Genomic DNA, 21,504 nt, shown 5'->3' on the forward strand with positions numbered 1-21,504 from the left:
ACGGCATTGCCGTCGGCGCGTTCTATTACCCGCGGGGGGGGAATGGAGGCTGATATGCCGGGCCTGAAACAAAGATTGCTTTCCGCAACAGCGGCTCTCTGCCTTGCTTTGAGCTTTGCGAGTGAGGCCTATGCCTTCGGCCACGGCGGCGGCGGACATTTCGGAGGCGGACACTCCGGCCATTTTGGCGGCCATGGCGGGCGTCATTTCGCGGGCCATCATTACGGCGGCCATCATTACGCGGGCCATTCTGGGCACGGGCATTTCGCTCATGCCCACGGCCACCAGCATTTCGCGCATGGCGTTGGTCACGGTGTAGCGGCGGGGCACGGCTTCGGCCACGGCGCCTGGGCGGGACACGGCGGATGGGGTGGCCACAGTGGCTATTGGCATAACCAGTACGGCTATGGCGGCTGGGGCTGGGGCGGCGGGTCCGTCTTCTGGCCCTATTATTACGGCGACGCGCTCTCCTTCGCTCTGTGGCCGGACTATTACGACGATTCGTTTTTCGATTACGGGCCGGACGCTCTCTTCGCCGGACTTTACTGGCCGGGCTATGATGATAGCGGCTATGGCGCCTATTCCGGCGGCTATGGGTCCGGCAACCTCTATGCCGGAGCGCCGCCATCGCGCCATCGACGCCACCATCAGCAAACGCAGCAGCCGCAGGCGCAAGCCAATGCGTCGGATGCGTGCGCGACGCAGGCACCGGACGTCACGTCTCTGCCGATCGATCGCATTGCCAAGGCGATTCAGCCCAGCACCGACCAGACCAGTCTGCTGAACGATTTGAAGGACGCCGAGACCAAGGCCGGCGACATTCTCCACGCCGCCTGCCCGAGCCAGGTGCCACTGACTCCCGTGGCCCGCTTCGACGCCATCGAGCAGAGGCTCACGGCGACGCAGCAGGCGATCGATCTGATTCGCACGCCGCTCGCGCGCCTCTATGACTCACTTGGCGATGCGCAGAAGGCCAAGTTCGACGCGGTCGCGCTCGGGCATCGCGCCCGGCCCACCAAGGCGAAAGAACCGCCCGCCGATGTCGCCGCATTGTGCAAGCAGCGTTCGCAGCAATTCACTGGGCTGCCGGCGCAGCAGATTGCTGATACGCTCAAGCCGACGCCGGATCAGAAGTCCGCTTTCGATGCGTTGAAAACCGCCGCCGACGAAGCCAGCGCGACAGTTGCGGCGGCCTGCCCGAACACAGCGCCGCAGAACGTCGCCGAGCGTTTCGACGCCATCGACGCGCGCCTCAAGGCGACGATCGCGGCGATCAAGCAGGTCGACCCTAAGTTGAAGGCGTTCTATGCGACGCTCACCGACGAGCAGAAGGCGCAATTCAATCTTCTGTCGCCGCCAGCGAATACGACGCCGGACACGACGAGCCGCGGCTAATCAGCCAGCACGGTCGCATAGGCGGCGAGCGCGCTGCCGAAAGCGCCGCCTGTCGACGCCGTGCCGGACTGGCTTGTTGTATCGCTTGACGTGTCACTCGGCTGGACGAGGCAGAGCGTCGCCATCTGCGTGCCGGCGCTGGCGCGAACGGATGTCGCCAGAATCCGGGGCGCCTGCAACGCCACTAGGGCGTCGGACAGGTCGCGGGACTGCTGCGCCGCTACATTTTGCGGCGCCGGGGGCTGAGTCGCCCGGGAAAATTGCGATGTTCCAAATCCGACGGCGTAAAGCGCCATGAACGTCCCCCCTTTATTACGGTAACGTCATAGCTCGCGCGGCTTCATCTTCCTTTTGTGGGGTCGCTAAAATTTTAGCGATCGGAAACTCAGCTGCCGCCGTGCAGGGTCGTATAGACGAGCGCCGCGCCGGCGATCGCCATGACGACGAAAGCCAGCCAGACGAAGAAGCGCGACACCGGGCCACCGCGATATTCGCCGAGGACATCGGCCCGGCCATTCAGTCTGGCGATGACAAAGATGAGCGGCACGGCGGCAATGCCGTTGAAGACGGCGGTATAGACCAGTGCCTTCATCGGATCGATGCCAATGAAATTGAGCGCCAGCCCGATCACGGTCGCGACCATGATGATGACGTAGAAGCCCCGCGCCTCGCCGAATTTCTTCGACAGACCCAGCTTCCAGTCGAGCGCCTCAGCCAGGGCATAAGCTGCGGAGCCCGCAAGAACCGGAATGGCGAGAAGCCCGAGCCCTACGACGCCGAACGCGAAAATATCGCGCGCCAATTGCCCGGCATTGGGAAACGAGCGCACCAGCGGTTCAAGCGCCGCCGCAGCGTCTGCCGCGGTGTTGATGTTCTTCACGCCGTGGGCGAAGAGCACGGTGCCGGTGGTGATGATGATGAACCATTGCACAAGCTGCGAGGCGACCATGCCGACCGTCGTGTCGATGCGCATGTTGAAAATGAAATGCGGCGGCAGTTCCGGCTCCGTCTTGCCGTCGCGTTCGGCGATCGCCCTTTCCTCCTCGACCTCTTCCGAGGCTTGCCAGAAGAACATGTAAGGCGAGATCGACGTGCCCAAAACACCGGTGATGATGAACAGAAAGGCGAAGTTGAACTCGATATGCGGAACAAAGGTCGCGCGTAGAATCGCGTGCCAATCATTGGCCACCATGAGCGCCGTCGCGACATAGGAGAGCAGCGCCAGAGCCAGCCATTTGAGGATGTTCGCGTAGGCTGGATAGGTGAGCCAGATTTCAAGCGACGTCACCACGGCGGCCGTGCCGATCGCATAGAGCCAGAACGGCGCCGGATAGACGAGCCGCGCCGACGCCGCGACGGCACCGATATCGGCGCCGATATTGATGATATTCGCCACCAGGACCAGGAGCACGATCGCCAGCAGGATCTTGCGGCTGTAATGCTCCTTGATGACGCCGGCGAGTCCCTTGCCGGTGACGGCGCCGATGCGGCCGCAGCATTCCTGCACCGCGAGCAGCAGCGGCACCTGATAAAGTGCAGTCCAGAGCTGGCCGAAGCCAAATTGCGCGCCGGTCTGCGAATAGGTCGCGATACCAGAGGGATCGTCATCCGCGGCGCCGGTAATGAAGCCGGGACCGATGATGTTGAGGAGGGCGCGGATGCCGGTCCGCGGCTTCTTCTGCGCGCGCTCAACACCCGGTTGCCGATGATACCAAAGACGGCGCACGCGCTCCCCTTTTCTGACTTATCTCAATTTGACTTTATGCTCGGCGACGGGAATTTGCGCGCGCACTTTCTCGACGCGCTGGCGCGCGATCCGCGCCGAGACGATGCCGACGCCGTCGGAGGCACGGGCGATCACATGCCCCCACGGGTCGACGACGAGCGAATGACCATAGGTCGCGCGGGACTCATTGCCGACCTGATGCAGCCCGGTCTGGGCGGGCGCGCAAAAATAGGTCTCGGTCTCGATGGCGCGGGCGCGGCAGAGAACCTCCCAATGATCCTTGCCGGTGAGCAGCGTGAAGGCCGCGGGCAACGCGATGACATCGGCGCCCTTCTCCGCCAAAGCGGCGAATAGATAGGGGAAGCGCAGATCGTAACAAATCGCGCAGCCGAAGGTGAAGTCCTCCGCCTTATAGGTCACGACAGCCTCGCCGGGCTTGAACGACGCGCTTTCGCGGTATTGCGTGCCGTCCGGCGCGGTGATGTCGAATATATGGATCTTGCGATAGCGGGCGATCTCGTTGCCGTCGCGATCGAAGACTACGGTTGTATTATGGATGCGGCTCTCGCCGGGGACTTTTTCGAGGATCGAGCCGGCATGGATGAAGATGCGATGCCGGCGCGCCAGGTCCTGCATGGCGCGATAGGCCGGCCCCTCGCCGAGGATTTCGGCCGCCTCCTGCTTATCGGCGCGCTGGCCGCCGAGAAAATCGAAACATTCCGGCAGGCCGATCCAGTCCGGCCGCTCCTCCGCCACAGCTTGCTCGATGAGGGCCGAAGCGGCGGCGATATTTGCCGTCTTGTCCTGGCCGGAATTCATCTGGATCAGGCTGATTTTCATGCGCCTAGTTCGCGGGGATCGCGGACCAAGTCAAATGAAAATCGGGCGCGCTAGGCGGCCTCGTGCAACGTCTCGCCAAAGGCACGCACGTCGGCCAGCACACGCGCCGCGAGTTCGTCGAGTTCGCTCGCCAGTCGAACCATGGATTCGGCATTCTGGCTGTTGAGGGCCGCGGCCTTGGCGACATCCTCCACATAGGTGGAAGTCGCGGATGTTCCGGAGGCGGCGGAGCGGACGTTGCGGGCGATCTCCTGCGTCGAGGCGCCCTGCTCCTGTACCGCCGAGGCGATGATCGCGGAAATCTGCTCGATCTCGCCGATCTTGGTCTGGATCGTATCGATCGCGGTGACCGAGCTTTCGGTCGCCGCCTGCATATCCGCGATCTGGCCGGAAATATCTTGCGTCGCCCGGGCCGTCTGGGTGGCGAGCGTCTTCACTTCCTGCGCGACGACCGCGAAGCCGCGACCGGCCTCACCGGCACGGGCCGCCTCGATCGTGGCGTTGAGGGCGAGCAAATTGGTCTGCGCCGCGATTCGCGAAATGAGGCTGACGATATCGCCGACGCGGCGAGCCGCCTCGGTCAGGCGGGCCATGCCGCTCGATGTCTCGATGCTTTCGGAGACCGCGCGCTTGACGACGGTCGTCGACTGGACGACCTGGCGGCTGATTTCCTCGATCGAGGCCAGCAATTCCTCGGAGGCGACGGCGACGGAAGAAACATCGCCGGCGGCGTTGGAGGAGGCGACCTTGGCGTGCGAGGAGCCCTCAGCGGCATTGCGCGCGCCTTCGATCATCTCTTGCGAGGCGCTCGCCATGTGCTTCGTCATCCCGGTGAGACGCGCAACGCTGGACGCTAGCTCGGCGGAAAACTTCTGCACTTTGGCGCGAATGGCCGCCTCGCGGACGAGGCGCTGCTCGCGGTTTTCGCGGTCGCGAATTTCGGCCGCGAGTTCATTGTTCTTGCGCACCGCATCGCGCAGGATGCTCAGCGCCCGCGAGGTGATGCCGATCTCGTCCTTGCGCTCGGTGCCCTCGATGGCGATATCGAAATTGCCGGCGGCGAGCGCCGACATCTGCCTGGCTAGGACATCGACGGGCTTGGCGATGGTGAAATAGGCGATCGGCGTCGAGATCAGCAGGACGAGCAGGCAGCCGAGCGCCGAACCATAGAGCAGATCGCGGCTCAGCGTCGTCGCCGATTGGTAGAGTTGCTCCGCCGCAATATGCGCCGTGGCCGGGTCGGCGGTGACGACGACTCGTGCCAGGTCGCGCAGCTGGGTCGAGGCCCAATAAGCGACCACGCTGAGAACCACCAGAAGGCCGATGTAAAGGAATTGCCTCAGAACCAAGCTTCGGCCAATGGAAAGATTGCCCATGTATTCGCCTCTGCCGCATTTTTGGTGACAATATGCTTGCCCGCTTCATGGGAAGTTAACGCAGAGGTTCCGCCAGCCCAGATTTTTGCTATTCCCGGGCGCCGGAGCGTAATTCCCTCCGGCCGGAAAGCGCGCTAAGACCGGCAGCCGCCAAAGGAGCCGTCATGTCCCTCGCCGTCGCGGTCCAGATGGACCCGATCGAGAAGATCAATTTCGCCGGGGATTCGACCTTCGCCCTGATGCTGGAGGCGGAAAAGCGTGGCCATACGCTCTACCATTACACGCCCGATGAGCTGATCTGGAGCGCCCGCGGCATCACCGCCAAGGCGGCGAAAATCTCCGTGCGGGACCGGCCTGGCGATTATTTTAGCCTGCAAAAACCGCAGCTTCTGGAGCTTGCCGAGGTCGATGTCGTGCTTTTGCGGCAGGACCCGCCGTTCGATCTTGGCTACATCACCTCGACCCATCTGCTTGAGCATTTGCCGCCGCGCGTGCTGGTTGTGAACGATCCGGCCGCGGTGCGGAACGCGCCGGAAAAGCTGTTCGTGATGGAATTCGCGGAATTCATGCCGGCGACCCTGATCAGCCGCGACAAGGCGGCCATCGCCGCCTTTCTTGAGGAGCATGGCGAGATCGTCATCAAGCCGCTTTATGGGCATGGCGGCGCGGCGGTGTTCAAACTCGGCCGGAAGGACCCCAATTTCGGCTCGCTCTACGACCTGTTCGCCGCCACTTTCAAGGAACCCTGGGTGGCGCAAGAGTTTTTGCCGCAGATCGCAAAGGGCGATAAACGCATTATCCTGGCCGACGGCATCGCCGCCGGCGCGGTGAACCGGGTGCCGGCGGAAAATGACATTCGTGCCAATATGGTACGCGGCGGCGCGGCGCTGGCGACCGAACTCACCGCCCGCGAAAAGGCGATTTGCGCTGCCCTCGGGCCGGAGCTGAAACGCCGCGGCCTGTTGTTCGTGGGGATTGATGTGATCGATGGCTATCTGACGGAAATCAACGTCACCTCGCCGACGGGAATCCGCGCCATCGCCAAGACCGGCGGCCCGGATGTCGCCGCGATCCTCTGGGACGCGATCGAAGCCAAGCTCCGCGGAAGGCGGCAGGAAACCCGCGCATGAGCCTCAGCGATCTCGTCCCGCCCCTGGAGAAGCCGCGCCGCCAGGCCACGGCGATCCCCCTGGCGCAATTGTTCGATCGCGCCAAAATCGGCGCGGAGATCGCCAAGGCGCATGCCGAGGGCCTCGCCGGCGACGCCTTGCGCAGACAGGCGCTCGAACTGTTTCGCGCCGGACTCGATAGCGGCCGGGAGCGCGCGCAGGAGGTTTTGTTCGCCTCCGGCGGAGGCCTCGCCTGCGCCACCAATCTCTCCAAGCTCGAAGACGAACTGATCCGCGCGTTGTACGATTTTTCGGTCACTTATCTCTATCCAGCGCCCGATCCGAACGCGCCGTGTCTCGTCGTCGCCGCGGTCGGCGGCTATGGCCGCGCAACGCTCGCGCCGGGCTCCGACATCGATCTTCTGTTCCTGTTGCCCTCCGCCGAAGACGCCTGGGGCAAACATGTCACGGAGTCGATGCTTTATCTGCTCTGGGACCTGAAGCAGAAGGTCGGCCATTCGACGCGCTGCGTCGAGGAATGTCTCGTTCAATCGCGGCGCGACATGACCATCCGCACCGCTTTGCTCGAAGCACGCTTCATTCTCGGCGACGAGAAGCTCTTCGACGACATGTGCCGGCGCTTCGACAAGGAGATCGTCCACCGCAGCCCGCGTGAATTCGTCGTCGCCAAGCTCGAAGAGCGCGACACCCGCATCTCCAAGGCGGGCCAGTCGCGCTATCTCGTCGAGCCTAATGTCAAAGAGGGCAAGGGTGGCCTGCGCGATCTCAATTCGCTGTTCTGGATCGCCAAATATGTCTATCGCGTGCGTCAGGCGTCCGATCTCGTCGATGCCGGCCTGTTCACGCGGCGCGAATACCGCCTCTTCTGCCGCTGCGAAGAATTCTTGTGGCGGGTGCGCTGCCATCTGCACTTCATCACCGGCCGCGCCGAGGAAATCCTGAGCTTCGATTTGCAGCGGCCAATCGCCGAGCGGCTCGGCTATGCCGGACGCGGCGGCCTCTCCGGCGTCGAGCGTTTCATGAAGCATTACTTCCTGATCGCCAAGGAGGTCGGCGACCTTACCGCCGTGCTGAGCGCGGCGCTGGAAGAGCGCCACGCCAAGCCCGCTGCAGTCCTCGACCGCTTCCATATCCGCGTGCGGCGCCAGGACAAGCTGATCAAGGAATTCGGCTTTCTCATCGAGAACGGTCGTCTGAAGGCCGGGCGTCCCGACGTGCTCGACCACGATCCGGTCAACATGATCCGGATGTTCTGGCTCGCCGACCGCTATGGCGTCGCGCTGCATCCTGACCTGATGCATCTCGCCATCTCGCGGCTGCACCTGATCGACTCCAATTTGCGTGACGATCCGGAGGCGAACCAGCTCTTCCTCGACGTACTCTCCTCGCGCAATTCGCCGGAGGTCGTGCTGCGGCTGATGAACGAGGCGGGCGTGCTTGGCCGGTTCATTCCGCCGTTCGGCCGCATCGTCGCGATGATGCAATTCAACATGTATCATCATTACACGGTGGACGAGCATCTGCTGCGCGCCGTCGGCTATCTTGCCGACATCGACGCGCAACGCCATCGCGACGACCTGCCGCTGACCAACACGATCATGGCCTCGATCGAGAAGCGGCGCGTGCTCTGCGTCGCGGTGTTCCTGCATGACATCGCCAAAGGGCGGACAGAGGACCATTCGATCGCCGGCGCCGCCGTTGCGCGACACCTTTGCCCGCGGCTCGGCCTGACGCCGGCGGAGACGGAAACCGTCGCCTGGCTGATCGAGAATCATCTTGTCATGTCCGATACGGCGCAGCGGCGCGACCTCGCCGACCAGCGCACGATCGAAACCTTTGCCGCGCGCGTGCAGACCATCGAGCGGCTCAAAATGCTCTTCGTCCTCACCGTCTGCGACATTCAGGCGGTCGGCCCCGGCGTGTGGAACGGCTGGAAGGGCGAATTGCTGCGCACGCTCTTTCTCGAGACGCAGATCGTGCTCGGCGGCGGGCATACCAAGACCGAGCGGACCGAGCGCATTCAAAAGGCCAAAGCCGAATTGCGCGCGCAATTGCCGAACTGGACGGACGCCGATTTCGAGGCCTATGCCGCGCGCCATTCGCAAGCCTATTGGCTGCGCGTCGACCTGCCGCGCAAAATCCGCCACGCACAGCTTCTCAACCAGACCGAGATCGACTTGCCCGATCCGATTATCGACATCCGGACAGACGCCTTCCGCGCCGTGACCGAGATCACGCTGATCGCGATCGACCATCCGCGCCTGCTCGCGATCGTCGCCGGGTCCTGCGCCGCGACCGGCGCCAATATCGTCGACGCGCAGATTTTCACCAGCAACGACGGGCTTGCCGTCGACACGTTCTTCATCTCCCGCACCTTCGAGCGCGACGAGGACGAGATCCGTCGCGGCGAGCGGATCGCACTCGCCATCGAGCAGGCCTTGCGCGGGCAAATTCGTCTCGCCGAGATCCTCGCCGCCAAGCACGCGGCAGCAGCGAAAGACACGCCCTTCGACGTGCCGGCGCAGGTCTCGATCGATAATGAATTGTCGAACCGCTACACCGTCATCGAAGTCTCCGGCCGCGACCGGCCCGGCCTGCTCTATGCGATCACCGATATTCTCTCGCAGTTGAACCTCAACATCGCCTCGGCGCATATCGTGACCTTCGGCGAGAAGGCGGCGGACGTTTTCTATGTCACCGATCTCACCGGCGCGAAGATCACGACGAGCGGCCGCAGGGCCGCGATCCGGCAGAAATTGCTCACAGCCTTCCCCGGCCAGGCGGCCACAAAGGCCGGCGCGGCCGGCAAAAGCCCCGCTGTGGCTTGATTTTCGAGGCCCAAACCCTGATATCGGCTGTAATTCTCCAAACGACACATGACGAGCCGCGGATCGACCATGCCCGACGAAACATTGCCCGAATCGAATACAACGGCCACGGACGGCCCGACGGCCGAAAACACGCCGGACCCGTTTGCCGTCTTGCAGACCCTCCAGCGCGAGAATGGGGAGCTGAAGGACAGGCTTCTGCGCACGCTCGCCGAGAGTGAAAACCTGCGCCGCCGCACCGACAAGGAAGTGGCCGATGCCAAGCTCTACGGCGTTTCGAGCTTCGCCCGCGACATGCTGAGCTTTGCCGATAATCTGCGCCGTACGGTCGAAAATATTCCCGACGAATTGCGCAAAAGTGCCGACCCGGCCGTGAAGACCCTCATCAGCGGCATCGAAGTGACCGAGCGCGATTTCATCTCCCGGCTTGCGCGCCACGGCGCCAAGAAGATGGAGCCGCTCGGCAGCAAGTTCGACCCCAATCTGCACGAGGCGCTTTATGAAGTGCCGGACGAATCACTCCCCAACGGCACGGTCGTCAAGGTCGTCGAGGACGGCTACACGATTGGCGAGCGCATGCTGCGGCCGGCCAAGGTCGGCATTTCGCGCGGCGGTGCCAAAACTGCTGGCTGACTGCGCCAGCTGAGGGCCGCTTCCGGCTAGCGCCGCCCCGGGGAAACCAGCGGAAGGAAAATCTCGTCCACGATCTCATTGATGACGGCGTCCGGAATTCGGTCGAGCCGCATGATAGCCTCGTGGCGCGCCAGATCTGTTGCCAGTGAGGCGATACGAGGTGTGAGCCTGGCAGGATCGATCTCGCCGCGTTCGACACCGCGCTTGAGAATATTCTCGACCAGGCTGCGGTCGCCGACGCGGGACCTGAGCCAAGAGAAACTCGACCCGGCCGCGGCGAGATCCTCGCTCATCTCCAGCATAAGCCGGATCAGCGCGGGCGCGCCCCGATCCGAGAGTTGACGCAGCAAAAGGATTAGCTCGTCGCGCACCGCGCCGAGGTCCGGCACCGACACCGGATTCGACGTGATGTACCGCGCAAGTGCGGCGGCGGCCAAATCGAGGCGGCTTGGCCACCGGCGGTTCAGCACCGGCCGGCTTGTGCCGGCCCGCTTGGCCGCTCCCTCCAGCGTCAGGCCCGAATAGCCACGCTCCACCAATTCGTCCCATGCCGCGTCGAGAATCGCGTCCTCGAGCGCCGCCCCGCGCCGCCGCCCGGTTCTGGTCTCGTTCATGACTTCAGTCTTTAGATTCATCCGCGCATCCTATTGCACCATTCGGCGTCCTCATTTAGATACATATACGCATCTTATCTAGATGAGGAAATAGAATGTCCGCTACGCCCCAGCCTTCACGCCGAACCGCCCTGATTTCCGGCGCGAGCATTGCCGGACCCACCCTCGCTTATTGGCTCGACCGATACGGGTTCGATGTTAGCGTGGTCGAGCGGGCCGGCGCCATCCGTGGTGGCGGTTATCCGATCGACATCCGCGGCACGGCGATCGACGTGGTCGAGCGGATGGGGCTGCTGGCGCAACTCCAGGCGGCGCATATCGACGCGCGCAAACTGACCTTCCTCGACGCCGATGGCGCGCCGATCGGAATCATCCAGCCCGAAGCCTTGACGGGCGGCGTCTCCGGCCGCGACATCGAGCTGCCGCGGGGCGCTTTGGCCTCGCTGCTTTACGACCTGACGCGGCACGGAGCGATTCGCTATCGGTTCAATGATTCAATCGCGGCGCTGGAGGACGACGGGGCCGGAGTGAACGTGCGCTTCAAGAGCGGCGCAGAAGGGCGGTTCGACATCGTTGTTGGCGCCGACGGTCTGCATTCGAACACGCGTGATCTGGTGTTTGGGCCGGAGGCGCCGTTCAACCATTATCTCGGCTATTGCTTCAACCTCTTCTCCCTGCCCAATGACACCGGCCTGGCGCATGAAGGCGTCATCTGGGCGGAGCCCGGCCGTATGGCGGGGGTCTATGCGGTTGGTCACAGCGACACGCTCCATGCCTTTCTGACCTTCGCCGCGCAGGAGCCCCCGTTCCACGGGCATCCGGACGCCAATCAACAACGCCGGCGAACGGCAGACGTTTTCGCCGGCGCCGGCTGGCAGGTCCCGCGCATGGTCGAGGCGATGCAGCGCGCGGACGATCTCTACTTCGATACGGTTAGCCAGATCCACATGCCGCGCTGGTCTTCGGGTCGCGTGGTGCTGGTTGGCGATGCAGCGCACGCCCCCTCTTTCCTGTCGGGACAGGGCTCCAGCCTGGCGTTGGTCGGCGCCTATGTGCTGGCCGGGGAGTTGGCGACGCATGCGGAGCCGGCCGAAGCCTTCGCGTCCTATGAGCGCATCATCCGGCCCTTCGTCGAAGCGAACCAGGCATTGGCGACCGGCGGCGGCGGCTTCCTTCTGCCGCGCACGCCCGAGGAACTCGAAGCCCGCAACCGGGCGCTCAGCGCGGCGCGGTTGCCGGGAGAGGCCGCGTCGCGCGCCGAGAAACGCCGGCGCGTCCACAGTTCGCTGCGGCTTCCGGACTACGCTGCTGCGATCGGCGGCTAGCGGCCATGTCCACACGGCGCGGTCTTTAAGTTTTTGCGCGTGCGGCGCAGACCGCGCGGAGTTCGTTGACTTCATCCTCGGTCAGGGAGTCGATGCCGACGAAGCGGTTTTCTGCGTCGCCGGCACGGATCAGTTCATCGAGCTTCGTCTGGATTGCCGCACCGTCGCGGTTCTGCGAATTCTGGATCAGGAAGACCATGAGAAAGGTGATGATACTTGTCGCGGTGTTGGCGACGAGCTGCCATGTATCGGAATAATGAAAATAGGGGCCGACAATCGCCCAGACGACGATCAGCGCCGCGGAGATGCCGAAGGCGAGCGGATGGCCTGCAACATGCGCGCAGGCCGCGGCGAATTTCGCGAAAATATCCTTCATGGCGGCACTCATGTTAGCGGCGACCGGCCCGCAAAACGCGCCCTCTGCGCAAAAGTTCCGTTGAAGGTTGTGAGGTTCCTCACGGAACCGAAAAGCTCCGATCCCGTTGGTCCGACACCTTCAAAAAGGAGGACAGATCATGGGTCTCGGAAAAGGATTGCTTCTCTGGCTGATCGGTATCCCGATCCCGGTCATCATTCTTCTCGCGCTGTTCCTGCATCATTGAGGTTAGCGTCATTGAGTGCCTCGCGGCGCGATCCGGATGTCGCCGGATCGCGCCGAATTATCTTTTAGGCTTCGTCACGCGCCGTAGCGTGAGATTGATACGATCGCCGTCAAGCAAAGCGGACGTGGCGGCCAGAATTCGCGCGACGCCATGATAGGCGAGGCGCGCCGGCCCGGCGAGGACCAGCGCATCGCCCGACGCAAGCTCCAAAGATTGCGTCTTGCCGCTCCGCGTTGGGCCCCAGCGGAAGATGCAGGAGGCGCCGAGCGAAAGGGAGACGACGGGCGCCGTCAAATCCGCCTCACCACGGTCCTGATGCAGCCCCATGCGCGCCTCTGGCCCGTAGACATTGATAAGGCAGGCCTCGGGGGCGTGCGGATAATCGCCGAGTTCCTCCCACGCGCGCAGCGCCAGCACGGGGATGGCCGGCCAGGAGCGCCCGGTTTCGGGATGCTCCGCCTGGTAGCGATAGCCGCGTTCCTGATCCGAGACCCAGCCCAGCGCACCGCAATTCGTCATCTTCACCGAAAACGGCGTGCCCGTGCGCGGCATCCGCGGCTGGAACAGCGGCGCCACCTCGATCGCCGCCTCGACCGCGGCCAGCAAAGCGTCCTGTTCGCGGATGTCGAGATAGCCGGGCGCATAGATGAGCCCATCGGCGAAAGTCTCGCGCGCTCCCTTGAAAAGCGTCATCCGCTTCAGGCGGCCGCGCCGAGAAAATGCCGATAGGCGGCTTCGTCCATCAGCGCGTTCACCGCCGCCACATCGTCGACGCGCAGGCGGTAGAGCCAGCCCTCGCCTTGCGGATCGGCCGCGATGTGCGGCGGATGGGCGACGACATCCTCGTTGATTTCGATGACTTCGCCAGCGACCGGCGCGCGGATTTCGGCGGTCGCCTTGATCGATTCGAGAACGACGGCGCGCTCGCCCGTCTTCAGAGCCGCGCCGATCTTGGGCAGTTCGACGAAGACGAGATCGCCGATCTGCCCGGCGGCGTGGCGGGTGATACCGACGACGGCGACATCGCCATCGAGCTTGAGCCATTCATGGGCGCCGGTGAATTTCAGCATGATGCTTCCTCGCGAGTCGCAAGCAACATTAGGACAGGCCACCGCCCGCGCAATCGGGGAACATACGCAATGCAGCCGTCAAAGCTGCGGTTGCAGAACCACTTTGGATTCCACGGTTGAATCCGCATTGAGATGGTAAACAAGCGCCGCTCCGGTCGCGATTTCAGCGCCGAGAATCGTGTCGCGCGTCAATCTGTCGAGCACCATGACGAGCGCGCGCAGCGAATTGCCGTGCGCGGTGACGATCGTGCGCTCGCCTCGCAGCACCCGCGGCAGGATCTCCTGACAATAATAGGGCAGCACGCGCGCGATCGTATCCTTGAGGCTTTCGCCGCCCGGCGGCTGCACATCGTAGGAGCGCCGCCAGAGATGCACCTGCTCCGCGCCCCATCGTGCCTTTGCCTCGTCCCTGTTGAGGCCGGAGAGATCGCCATAGTCGCGCTCGTTGAGAGCGATATCGCGCGTCGTCGGCAGATTGGGCACACCGAGTTCATCGAGGATCAGCGTCAGGGTCCTCTGGGCGCGGCCAAGCTCGGACGTATAGGCCGTATCGAAGCCCAGACCCGCCGCTTTCAGCGCCCGGCCGGCGCCGCGCGCCTCGGCAACGCCAAGCTCCGTCAGCCCCGGATCTTTCCAGCCGGTGAAGAGGTTTTTGAGATTCCATTCGCTCTGGCCGTGCCGCACGAGAACGAGAAGCCGTTGCATGGACATTCCTATTTCACGCCGAGCACGTCGGCCATCGCATAAAGGCCGGGCTTGCGCCCGCGCGCCCAGAGCGCCGCACGCAACGCGCCGCGCGCGAAAATGGTCCGATCCTCGGCCTTGTGGGTCAGTTCCAGCCGCTCGCCCGGGCCGGCGAAGATCACCGAATGGTCGCCAACCACCGTGCCGCCGCGCAAGGTCGCAAAGCCGATGGCGCCCTCGGCCCGCGCGCCGGTATGGCCGTCACGGCTGCGCACCGACTGTTCGGCGAGGGAAACGGCGCGGCCGCGCGCCGCCGCCTCGCCAAGAAGCAAAGCGGTGCCGGACGGCGCGTCGACTTTCATCCGATGGTGCATCTCGACGATTTCGATATCGAATTCCGGGCCGAGCGCCTGCGCGACCTTCTCGACGAGGCTGGCTAGCAAATTGATGCCGAGACTCATATTGCCCGATTGGACAATAGCCGCGTGATTTGCCGCCGCCGCGATCTTTTCGCGATCGCCGGCCGAAAGCCCCGTCGTGCCGATCACGTGGACGATGCGCGCCTGCGCCGCCAGAGCCGCGAGTTCGATGCTGGCGTGAGGCGTCGAGAAATCGATGATGCCGTCGGCATCGAGCGCGGCAGTCAGGGGATCGCTGGAAATCGCGATGCCGAGTCCCCCGGCGCCGGCATAGATGCCCGCGTCTTGGCCCAGCGCCGGGCTTTTCGGCCCTTCAAGCGCGGCGGCAAGGCTGACGCCTGGCGTCTTGGCGATCAGTTCGATGACCGCACAGCCCATGCGACCCGCCGCCCCGGCTACGATGAGCCGCATATCGCTCATAAAAAATCTCCCATGCGCCAGGGCGTCTATACGGCGGGCGCGGCGGAATGAAAAGTTCGCTCCTGAACCCACCCTGTCACGGGCAGGTCATAGAGCCGCGATAGGTTTCGCTCGACTAGGGAAGCATTCCGGCAGAGCGCCGGGCAGGCGAGCCGGATGTACGTTCGCTTGCGCTCGCCCTTGTCACATATTGCGGCGTTGCGTTTGAGTTGCAGTCGCGTTCCCAGTTTTTGCGTAGCGTTCCGCGTAGCCATTATCCCCGCGCCGTGGCGATTTCGTGCTGGATCGCCTCGGCCGCGGCCCGCGGATCGGCCGCCTCCGTAATCGGCCTCCCCACCACCAGATAATCCGCCCCCGCCGCGATCGCCGCCGCGGGCGTTGCCACGCGCTTTTGATCCCCGGCCGCGCCGCCGGCCGGGCGGATACCCGGCGTCACCAGAATGATCTCCGGCCCAAGCGCGCGGCGCAATTCCGCCGCCTCGGACGCGGCGGCAACCAGCCCGTCGATCCCGAGCGCGACGGCCTGCTGGGCGCGATGGGGCACGAGATCGCGAACCGGGAAACGATACCCGGCCGCCGCCAGATCGTCGTCGTCGTAAGAGGTGAGCACGGTCACGGCGAGCAGCTTGAGATGGCTGCCGGCCGCGCCGGCCTTGGCCGCCGCCATGGTCTGCGGAAAAGCGTGAACCGTGAGAAAATCGACACCCCGGCGCGCGATCTGCGCCGTCGCGCGCTGCACCGTATTGGGGATGTCGTGCAATTTGAGATCGAGAAAGATTTTCTTTCCCTTCGCGGCCAGTTCATCGGCAAGCGCGAAACCATTATCGGCCGAGCTGCCGCCATAGGCGAGCTCCATGCCGATCTTGTAGAACGAGACGCTGTCGCCGAGCGCCGCGACCAGAGCGCGCGCCTGCGCAACGTCGGAAAAATCGAGCGCGACGATCAGCCGGTCAGAGGGCTTGCTCACGCTCATGCGGCGGCTCCAGCGGCGCGATAGACCCAGACCCGTGCGGGCGGCACATTGCGCCAGACCCAGGGCGAGATTTTGAGCGTATGCGGCGCCAGCAGTTTGCGCGGCGCCGGCGAGAACAGGCTGTAGGAGAATTGCACGAAGGGGCTTCCCGGCGCCATCATGCCGAAAGCTTCCGCCAGCAGCGCGGCACGCTGCGGTTCGGGCCGGGTGATGAGCGGCAGGCTGGAGATAACGGCGATGGGCGCCGCGCTCAGCCGCGCGCCCAAGGTGCCGCGCAGATCATAAGCGTCACCCTGGATGATGGTGACGCCCGGAAAGCGCGCCCGCAGCAATTCGCAGAAGCCCGGCTCATATTCGATGAGGAACAGCCGCTCCGGGGCGATGCCGCGCGCAAGCAGCGCCTGCGTCATCACGCCCGTGCCGGGGCCAAGCTCGACGACCGGGCCCGGCTGCGCCGGATCGATCTCCTGCGCCATCGCCGCGGCCAGGGCCGGACCTGAGGGCGTCACCGCGCCGAGGAGCAGCGGATTGGCCGCCCAGGTGCGCAGGAATTGCGCCGCATCGGCCCGGCGGCTCTGCGGCTTCGGCGCGTCGGTGGCAGGATGGCTCAAGGGGGGCCTCGGAGGCGAGAGTTGGATCGCGGCGCAAATTCGCCGAGAGCGCCGTCAGCGTCAAGCAAGCGAGTGGTCTTTTGACGCAAACGCTGCGTCCAGCAGCCCATGTGTGCCACCGCACATCATTATATCAGGCGCACTATATGGTTTTGATAACGGCGGTGCTGGTCCCCCACACCGTCAACCTTGAACCCCGCGAGCCATGCTCGGCGGGGTTTTTATTTGTCGCTTTGGCCTAATTGCCCAGATTCTCGAAAAAGTCCTTCATCTTGGCGAAGAAGCCGGACGATTCGGGATGCGTGCTGTTCGAGGAAAGGGACTCGAACTCGGCCAGAAGTTCGCGCTGGCGCTTCGTCAAACTCTGCGGCGTCTCGACATTGACCTGAATATAGAGGTCGCCGACGTCACGCGAGCGCAGCACCGGCATGCCCTTGGCGCGCACTTTGAACTGTTTGCCGGATTGCGTGCCTTCCGGCACTTTCACCTTGGTCTCGCCGCCGTCGATCGTGCGCACGGCAATCTCGCCGCCAAGCGCCGCCTGTACCATCGAGATCGGCACGCGGCAGAAGAGATCGGCGCCATCGCGCTGATAGAAGGGGTGCGGCTTGGAGGCGATGAAGATGTAAAGGTCGCCGGGCGGCCCGCCGCGCACGCCCGCCTCGCCCTCGCCCGCGAGACGAATGCGCGTGCCGTCCTCGACGCCCGCCGGAATGTTGACCGCGAGGCTGCGCTCGCGCGTCAGGCGGCCGCTGCCCGAGCAGGTCGTGCAGGGATTGTCGATGACCTCGCCCTGCCCGTGGCAATGCGGGCAGGTGCGCTCGATCGAGAAGAAGCCTTGCTGCGCCCGCACCCGTCCGTAGCCGCCGCAGGTCGTGCACGCGCGGGGCTTGGCGCCGGGCTTGGCGCCCGAGCCGGAACAGGCCGTGCAGGCGACCGATGTCGGCAAGGTGAGATTGGCCGTTTTGCCGGCGAACGCCTCTTCCAGCGTGATTTCGAGATTGTAGCGCAGATCCGAGCCGCGCGTGGCGCCGCTGTTGCCGCGTCCGCCGCGGCGGCCCATCACATCGCCGAAGAGATCGTCGAAAATATCCGCCATCGAGGCGCCGAAACCATCGCCCGCGAAGCCGTTCGCGCCGCCGCCCTGCTCGAAGGCGGCATGGCCGAAGCGATCATAGGCGGCGCGCTTTTGCGGATCGGAGAGGCACTGGTAAGCCTCATTAACTTCCTTGAACTTGACTTCGCAGGTCTTGTCCTCGGGATTGCGGTCGGGATGAAATTGCATCGCGGCTTTGCGGAAAGCCGATTTCAATTCGACTTCGGTGCACGTCCGCGTGACGCCGAGCGTTTCGTAATAGCAGTTCTTGCCCATTGCATATCGGTCCCTGCCGCCCCCGCGGCATTTACTCGTGTAACTTAAGCGATTCGGCGTGGAAATCGCGGCTTCGTCGGCGCCGCTACTCCCGCATCAACACTTAAGCAGCGTCCCCAGGCTTGCCAACCGGAGCACAAACGCAAAAAGGCGGCGCGCAAAAGGGCCAGGCGCAACCGCCCGGCCCCTTTTTATGTCCTATCCGGCGCACGCCGATCAGGCCGATTTTTTGTCGTCGCCGACTTCCTTGAAATCGGCGTCGATGACATCGTCGTCCTTCGCGCCTTCGGCGTCCGCGCCGGGGGCGGAGCCCGCCTCGCTTTGCGCCTTGTAAAGGGCCTCGCCGAGCTTCATCGAAGCCTGAACGAGTTCCTCGGTCCGCGCCTTGATCGCGGCGAGATCCTCGCCCTCAAGTGCGCTCTTCACACCCGCGACCGCGGATTCCACCGCGCTCTTGTCGGCCTGCGAGACCTTGTCGCCATATTCGCTGAGCGATTTCTCCGCCGTATGGATCAAAGCCTCGCCGTGGTTCTTGGCGTCGACCAATTCGCGCCGCGTCTTGTCCTCGGCCGCGTGCAGTTCGGCATCCTTGACCATCTTGTCGATGTCGGATTCGCTCAAGCCGCCCGACGCCTGGATGCGGATCTGCTGTTCCTTGTTGGTCGCCTTGTCCTTCGCCGTCACATTGACGATGCCGTTGGCGTCGATGTCGAAGGTGACTTCGACCTGCGGCACGCCGCGCGGCGCCGGCGGAATACCGACGAGATCGAACTGGCCGAGCAGCTTGTTGTCGGCCGCCATCTCGCGCTCGCCCTGGAAGACACGGATCGTCACCGCCGTCTGATTGTCTTCAGCCGTCGAGAAGACCTGGCCTTTCTTCGTCGGGATCGTCGTGTTGCGGTCGATCAGCCGGGTGAAGACACCGCCGAGCGTCTCGATGCCGAGCGACAGCGGCGTCACGTCGAGCAGCAGCACGTCCTTGACGTCGCCCTGCAGCACGCCCGCCTGGACCGCGGCGCCGATGGCGACCACTTCGTCCGGATTGACGCCCTTATGCGGTTCCTTGCCGAAGAAGTTTTTGACGACTTCCTGAACCTTCGGCATGCGGGTCATGCCGCCGACGAGAACGACTTCGTTAATGTCGCCCGCGGTGAGGCCGGCATCCTTCAAAGCCTTACGGCACGGCTCGACCGTCTTCTGGATGAGATCGTCCACCAGAGCTTCGAGCTTGGCGCGCGTCAGCTTCAAGGTGAAGTGCTTCGGCCCCGAGGCATCGGCGGTGATGTAGGGGAGGTTGATCTCCGTCTGCGTCGCCGACGAGAGTTCGACTTTGGCCTTTTCCGCCGCTTCCTTCAGACGCTGCAGAGCGAGCTTGTCCTTCTTCAGGTCGATGCCGCTCTCTTTCTTGAACTCGTCGTTCAGGTAATCGACGATGCGGTTGTCGAAATCCTCGCCGCCGAGGAATGTGTCGCCGTTGGTCGACTTGACCTCGAAGACACCGTCGCCGATTTCGAGAATCGATACGTCGAACGTACCGCCACCGAGGTCATAGACCGCGATCGTGCCGGAGCCCTTTTTGTCAAGACCATAAGCGAGTGCCGCTGCGGTCGGCTCGTTGATGATGCGCAGGACTTCGAGGCCCGCGATCTTGCCGGCGTCTTTTGTCGCCTGGCGCTGGGCATCGTTGAAATAGGCGGGAACGGTGATGACAGCCTGCGAAACCGGCTGGCCAAGATAGGCCTCGGCGGTTTCCTTCATCTTCTGCAGGATGAAGGCGGAAATCTGCGAGGGCGAATATTGCTTGCCGTCGGCCTGTACCCAGGCATCGCCATTCGCGGCCTTGATGATTTTGTAGGGGACGAGCGACATGTCCTTCTTGGTCATGGGGTCGTCGTAGGTGCGGCCGATAAGCCGCTTGATCGCGAAGAAGGTGCGCTCCGGATTGGTGACCGCCTGACGCTTGGCCGGCTGGCCGACGAGCCTCTCGCCATCATCCGTGAAAGCGACGATGGAGGGCGTGGTGCGCGCGCCTTCCGCATTCTCAATAACCTTGGGCGTCGTCCCTTCCATCACCGCCACGCACGAATTGGTGGTGCCAAGATCGATGCCGATAACTTTAGCCATGTCGTTCTTCCTTTCGATCCGCAAGACCAGCCGGACCCCGAAGCAATCCGGCGTTTGGGCGGACGGGTAAAGGCCGCCCGGTCCCCGATAGAACTCAATGTGGTAGCGCCGCAGGGGCGCGCAAGATGGCCCGTATATAAGGACATGAATTTTCGCCGCAAGTCAGGGTTTTTACGAGAATCGACGATTTGCGGGGCCGAAAAGCTCCGTCGTGGCTGCCGGTTCCGTGCCCGGGAATCGCGCCGGACGCGCGCCGCGCAAGGCGCAACCGAAACCGTGGTTACGGAACGGCCGGGCGGGCCTTGGAACGCGGATTCTTCGCTCTGCTGCCCCTTTTGGTTCGTCGTCTTCATATAAATTGGTTATTAGGCAACGAATCTGCGCGACAAGACTAAATTGGCACGTTCATTCGCCAGGAGATCGCTATGCAAAGCTTCACGCGTTGCCTCTTTGCCGCCGCGCTTCTCGCCGCCGCGCCGGGCTCGGCCTTGGCCCATTTTCGCCACTCGCAGCACTGCGTCGTCACCGGCCCCGGCCTGATCCTGAAGATGAGCCATTACCAGCAGCCCGACGGGACCTATGATTCGGTCTCGGACTTCGTGCGTGACGTCAACGGCACGCCGTGCGGCATCGACTGTCCGGCACCCTCACGCGTCATCTGGGCGAGCCCGCCGAGCTACGTATGCCCCGGCTATTGAATCTCAGTCCGAAAAACGCGGGCCGCGACGCGCCTCGGCCAAGGCGCGCGAGAGTTCCTGCGCGAAAAGCGCCTTATCGTCCGGGCCGAGGAAATTGCCCACTTCGACGCTGCGCCCGCGCGACACCAGCGCCACTTTCTGCACGCCATATTCCTCGTGAGTCTCCTTGTGCAGATAGACCCAGGAGGGATTGAACTGCCATTCCGCCCGCGCGCCCTCCGGCGAAACCTTGGCGAGCGACAGCGCGATGGGCGTCACATCGACATCCTCATAGGCGCGGGCGGCGCGGAAATTGGCGCGGAAGGCGAAATAGAAGATCGCCACATCAACACCCATGAAGCCGGCGACAGGCCAGGCGCCCATGATCACAAAGGGGATCGTCGTCGCGAAGCTGATCGCCGAGAAGATGCAGAGCAGAATGCGGAAATTGCGCTGGCTGAGCGAACGATACGGGCGCAGGCGCACGGCGTAGATGTGCTGCTGCGCGGGGTCTGGCGTCTTGCCGCCCCGGGCCTCGATTGTGTGGACCGGGCCGTCGTTCATCGCGGCACGCTCTTCTCCAGGACGTCCCCGAACCTTATAACGCCTAAATGGCGTCCGTCACCAGAGTTAAGCCAAGAGTTAAGGGAAGACCCGCCGCGAAGGTTCCGACCCGGAAAACGCC

Annotated in this window: 21 protein-coding genes; 6 read left to right on the plus strand and 15 right to left on the minus strand. The window is 63.8% G+C overall.

Features of this window, described 5'->3' with window-relative positions; all coding sequences use genetic code 11:
- Positions 1 to 54 precede the first annotated feature (54 nt).
- On the plus strand, positions 55 to 1,395 hold the full coding sequence (locus CWB41_RS04010) for a Spy/CpxP family protein refolding chaperone (protein ID WP_165203973.1): 1,341 nt from the start codon (positions 55 to 57) through the stop codon (positions 1,393 to 1,395).
- Here the strand turns inward: CWB41_RS04010 and CWB41_RS04015 are convergent.
- The 4 genes from CWB41_RS04015 to CWB41_RS04030 form a co-directional block, all read right to left on the minus strand.
- The gene (locus tag CWB41_RS04015; protein ID WP_129396390.1) at positions 1,392 to 1,691 is read right to left on the minus strand and encodes a hypothetical protein; all 300 of its coding nucleotides are present in this window, start codon (positions 1,689 to 1,691) and stop codon (positions 1,392 to 1,394) included. The two genes, CWB41_RS04010 and CWB41_RS04015, sit on opposite strands and share 4 nt — an antisense overlap.
- Before the next feature lie 89 nt (positions 1,692 to 1,780).
- On the minus strand, positions 1,781 to 3,121 hold the full coding sequence (locus CWB41_RS04020; RefSeq protein ID WP_207206627.1) for an NRAMP family divalent metal transporter: 1,341 nt from the start codon (positions 3,119 to 3,121) through the stop codon (positions 1,781 to 1,783).
- 18 nt (positions 3,122 to 3,139) lie between these two features.
- A complete protein-coding gene (locus tag CWB41_RS04025) occupies positions 3,140 to 3,961 on the minus strand; it encodes a carbon-nitrogen hydrolase family protein (protein ID WP_115837177.1) in 822 nt (273 codons plus the stop codon).
- Positions 3,962 to 4,011: 50 nt separating this feature from the next.
- Positions 4,012 to 5,337 (minus strand): methyl-accepting chemotaxis protein, encoded by a 1,326-nt coding sequence (locus CWB41_RS04030; protein ID WP_115837176.1) that lies wholly within the window; start codon positions 5,335 to 5,337, stop codon positions 4,012 to 4,014.
- 164 nt (positions 5,338 to 5,501) lie between these two features.
- Between CWB41_RS04030 and gshB the strand changes: the two genes are divergently transcribed.
- The 3 genes from gshB to grpE are packed head-to-tail and all read left to right on the plus strand — an operon-like array spanning position 5,502 to position 9,928.
- Positions 5,502 to 6,467, plus strand: a complete 966-nt coding sequence (gshB, locus tag CWB41_RS04035; protein WP_115837175.1) for a glutathione synthase — start codon at positions 5,502 to 5,504, stop codon at positions 6,465 to 6,467.
- Positions 6,464 to 9,295, plus strand: coding sequence for a [protein-PII] uridylyltransferase (locus CWB41_RS04040; protein WP_115837174.1), 2,832 nt, complete (start codon positions 6,464 to 6,466; stop codon positions 9,293 to 9,295). The genes gshB and CWB41_RS04040 overlap by 4 nt, the downstream gene beginning before the upstream one ends.
- Positions 9,296 to 9,343: 48 nt before the next feature.
- Positions 9,344 to 9,928 carry a nucleotide exchange factor GrpE gene (gene grpE / locus CWB41_RS04045; RefSeq protein ID WP_425373462.1) on the plus strand — a complete coding sequence of 195 codons (585 nt, stop codon included), beginning with the start codon at positions 9,344 to 9,346 and terminating at the stop codon, positions 9,926 to 9,928.
- 26 nt (positions 9,929 to 9,954) lie between these two features.
- Here the strand turns inward: grpE and CWB41_RS04050 are convergent, their stop codons facing one another.
- Complete coding sequence (locus CWB41_RS04050) at positions 9,955 to 10,563, minus strand: TetR/AcrR family transcriptional regulator (protein WP_207206628.1); 609 nt, start codon at positions 10,561 to 10,563, stop codon at positions 9,955 to 9,957.
- A gap of 74 nt (positions 10,564 to 10,637) precedes the next feature.
- On the opposite strand from CWB41_RS04050, the gene CWB41_RS04055 reads away from it, so the two are divergent.
- Positions 10,638 to 11,867, plus strand: a complete 1,230-nt coding sequence (locus CWB41_RS04055; protein ID WP_115837173.1) for an FAD-dependent monooxygenase — start codon at positions 10,638 to 10,640, stop codon at positions 11,865 to 11,867.
- A 25-nt stretch (positions 11,868 to 11,892) separates the two neighbouring features.
- Here the strand turns inward: CWB41_RS04055 and CWB41_RS04060 are convergent, their stop codons facing one another.
- The 9 genes from CWB41_RS04060 to dnaK all read right to left on the minus strand — a co-directional run bounded on the left by CWB41_RS04060 (position 11,893) and on the right by dnaK (position 20,142).
- Positions 11,893 to 12,243, minus strand: a complete 351-nt coding sequence (locus tag CWB41_RS04060) for a low affinity iron permease family protein (RefSeq protein ID WP_115837172.1) — start codon at positions 12,241 to 12,243, stop codon at positions 11,893 to 11,895.
- Between the two features lie 283 nt (positions 12,244 to 12,526).
- A complete protein-coding gene (locus CWB41_RS04065; protein ID WP_115837171.1) occupies positions 12,527 to 13,162 on the minus strand; it encodes an alpha-ketoglutarate-dependent dioxygenase AlkB in 636 nt (211 codons plus the stop codon).
- Between the two features lie 5 nt (positions 13,163 to 13,167).
- Positions 13,168 to 13,539 carry a glycine cleavage system protein GcvH gene (gene gcvH / locus CWB41_RS04070; protein WP_115837170.1) on the minus strand — a complete coding sequence of 124 codons (372 nt, stop codon included), beginning with the start codon at positions 13,537 to 13,539 and terminating at the stop codon, positions 13,168 to 13,170.
- A 78-nt stretch (positions 13,540 to 13,617) separates the two neighbouring features.
- Positions 13,618 to 14,244: a 2,3-bisphosphoglycerate-dependent phosphoglycerate mutase gene (locus CWB41_RS04075; protein ID WP_115837392.1), complete on the minus strand. Its 627-nt coding sequence runs from the start codon at positions 14,242 to 14,244 to the stop codon at positions 13,618 to 13,620.
- Between the two features lie 8 nt (positions 14,245 to 14,252).
- A complete protein-coding gene (dapB, locus tag CWB41_RS04080) occupies positions 14,253 to 15,062 on the minus strand; it encodes a 4-hydroxy-tetrahydrodipicolinate reductase (RefSeq protein ID WP_115837169.1) in 810 nt (269 codons plus the stop codon).
- Positions 15,063 to 15,315: 253 nt separating this feature from the next.
- Positions 15,316 to 16,035, minus strand: coding sequence for an orotidine-5'-phosphate decarboxylase (pyrF, locus tag CWB41_RS04085; RefSeq protein ID WP_115837168.1), 720 nt, complete (start codon positions 16,033 to 16,035; stop codon positions 15,316 to 15,318).
- Positions 16,032 to 16,646, minus strand: coding sequence for a class I SAM-dependent methyltransferase (locus CWB41_RS04090; RefSeq protein ID WP_245411316.1), 615 nt, complete (start codon positions 16,644 to 16,646; stop codon positions 16,032 to 16,034). The genes pyrF and CWB41_RS04090 overlap by 4 nt, the downstream gene beginning before the upstream one ends.
- Positions 16,647 to 16,884: 238 nt before the next feature.
- Positions 16,885 to 18,018: a molecular chaperone DnaJ gene (gene dnaJ / locus CWB41_RS04095; RefSeq protein ID WP_115837167.1), complete on the minus strand. Its 1,134-nt coding sequence runs from the start codon at positions 18,016 to 18,018 to the stop codon at positions 16,885 to 16,887.
- Between the two features lie 216 nt (positions 18,019 to 18,234).
- Positions 18,235 to 20,142, minus strand: coding sequence for a molecular chaperone DnaK (gene dnaK, locus CWB41_RS04100; protein ID WP_115837390.1), 1,908 nt, complete (start codon positions 20,140 to 20,142; stop codon positions 18,235 to 18,237).
- Positions 20,143 to 20,567: 425 nt separating this feature from the next.
- On the opposite strand from dnaK, the gene CWB41_RS04105 reads away from it, so the two are divergent.
- Positions 20,568 to 20,840 (plus strand): hypothetical protein, encoded by a 273-nt coding sequence (locus CWB41_RS04105; protein WP_115837166.1) that lies wholly within the window; start codon positions 20,568 to 20,570, stop codon positions 20,838 to 20,840.
- Between the two features lie 3 nt (positions 20,841 to 20,843).
- Here the strand turns inward: CWB41_RS04105 and CWB41_RS04110 are convergent, their stop codons facing one another.
- Positions 20,844 to 21,383, minus strand: coding sequence for a DUF2244 domain-containing protein (locus CWB41_RS04110; RefSeq protein WP_115837165.1), 540 nt, complete (start codon positions 21,381 to 21,383; stop codon positions 20,844 to 20,846).
- Positions 21,384 to 21,504 lie beyond the last annotated feature (121 nt).

The sequence above is a fragment of the Methylovirgula ligni genome, from assembly GCF_004135935.1.
GTDB lineage: Bacteria > Pseudomonadota > Alphaproteobacteria > Rhizobiales > Beijerinckiaceae > Methylovirgula > Methylovirgula ligni.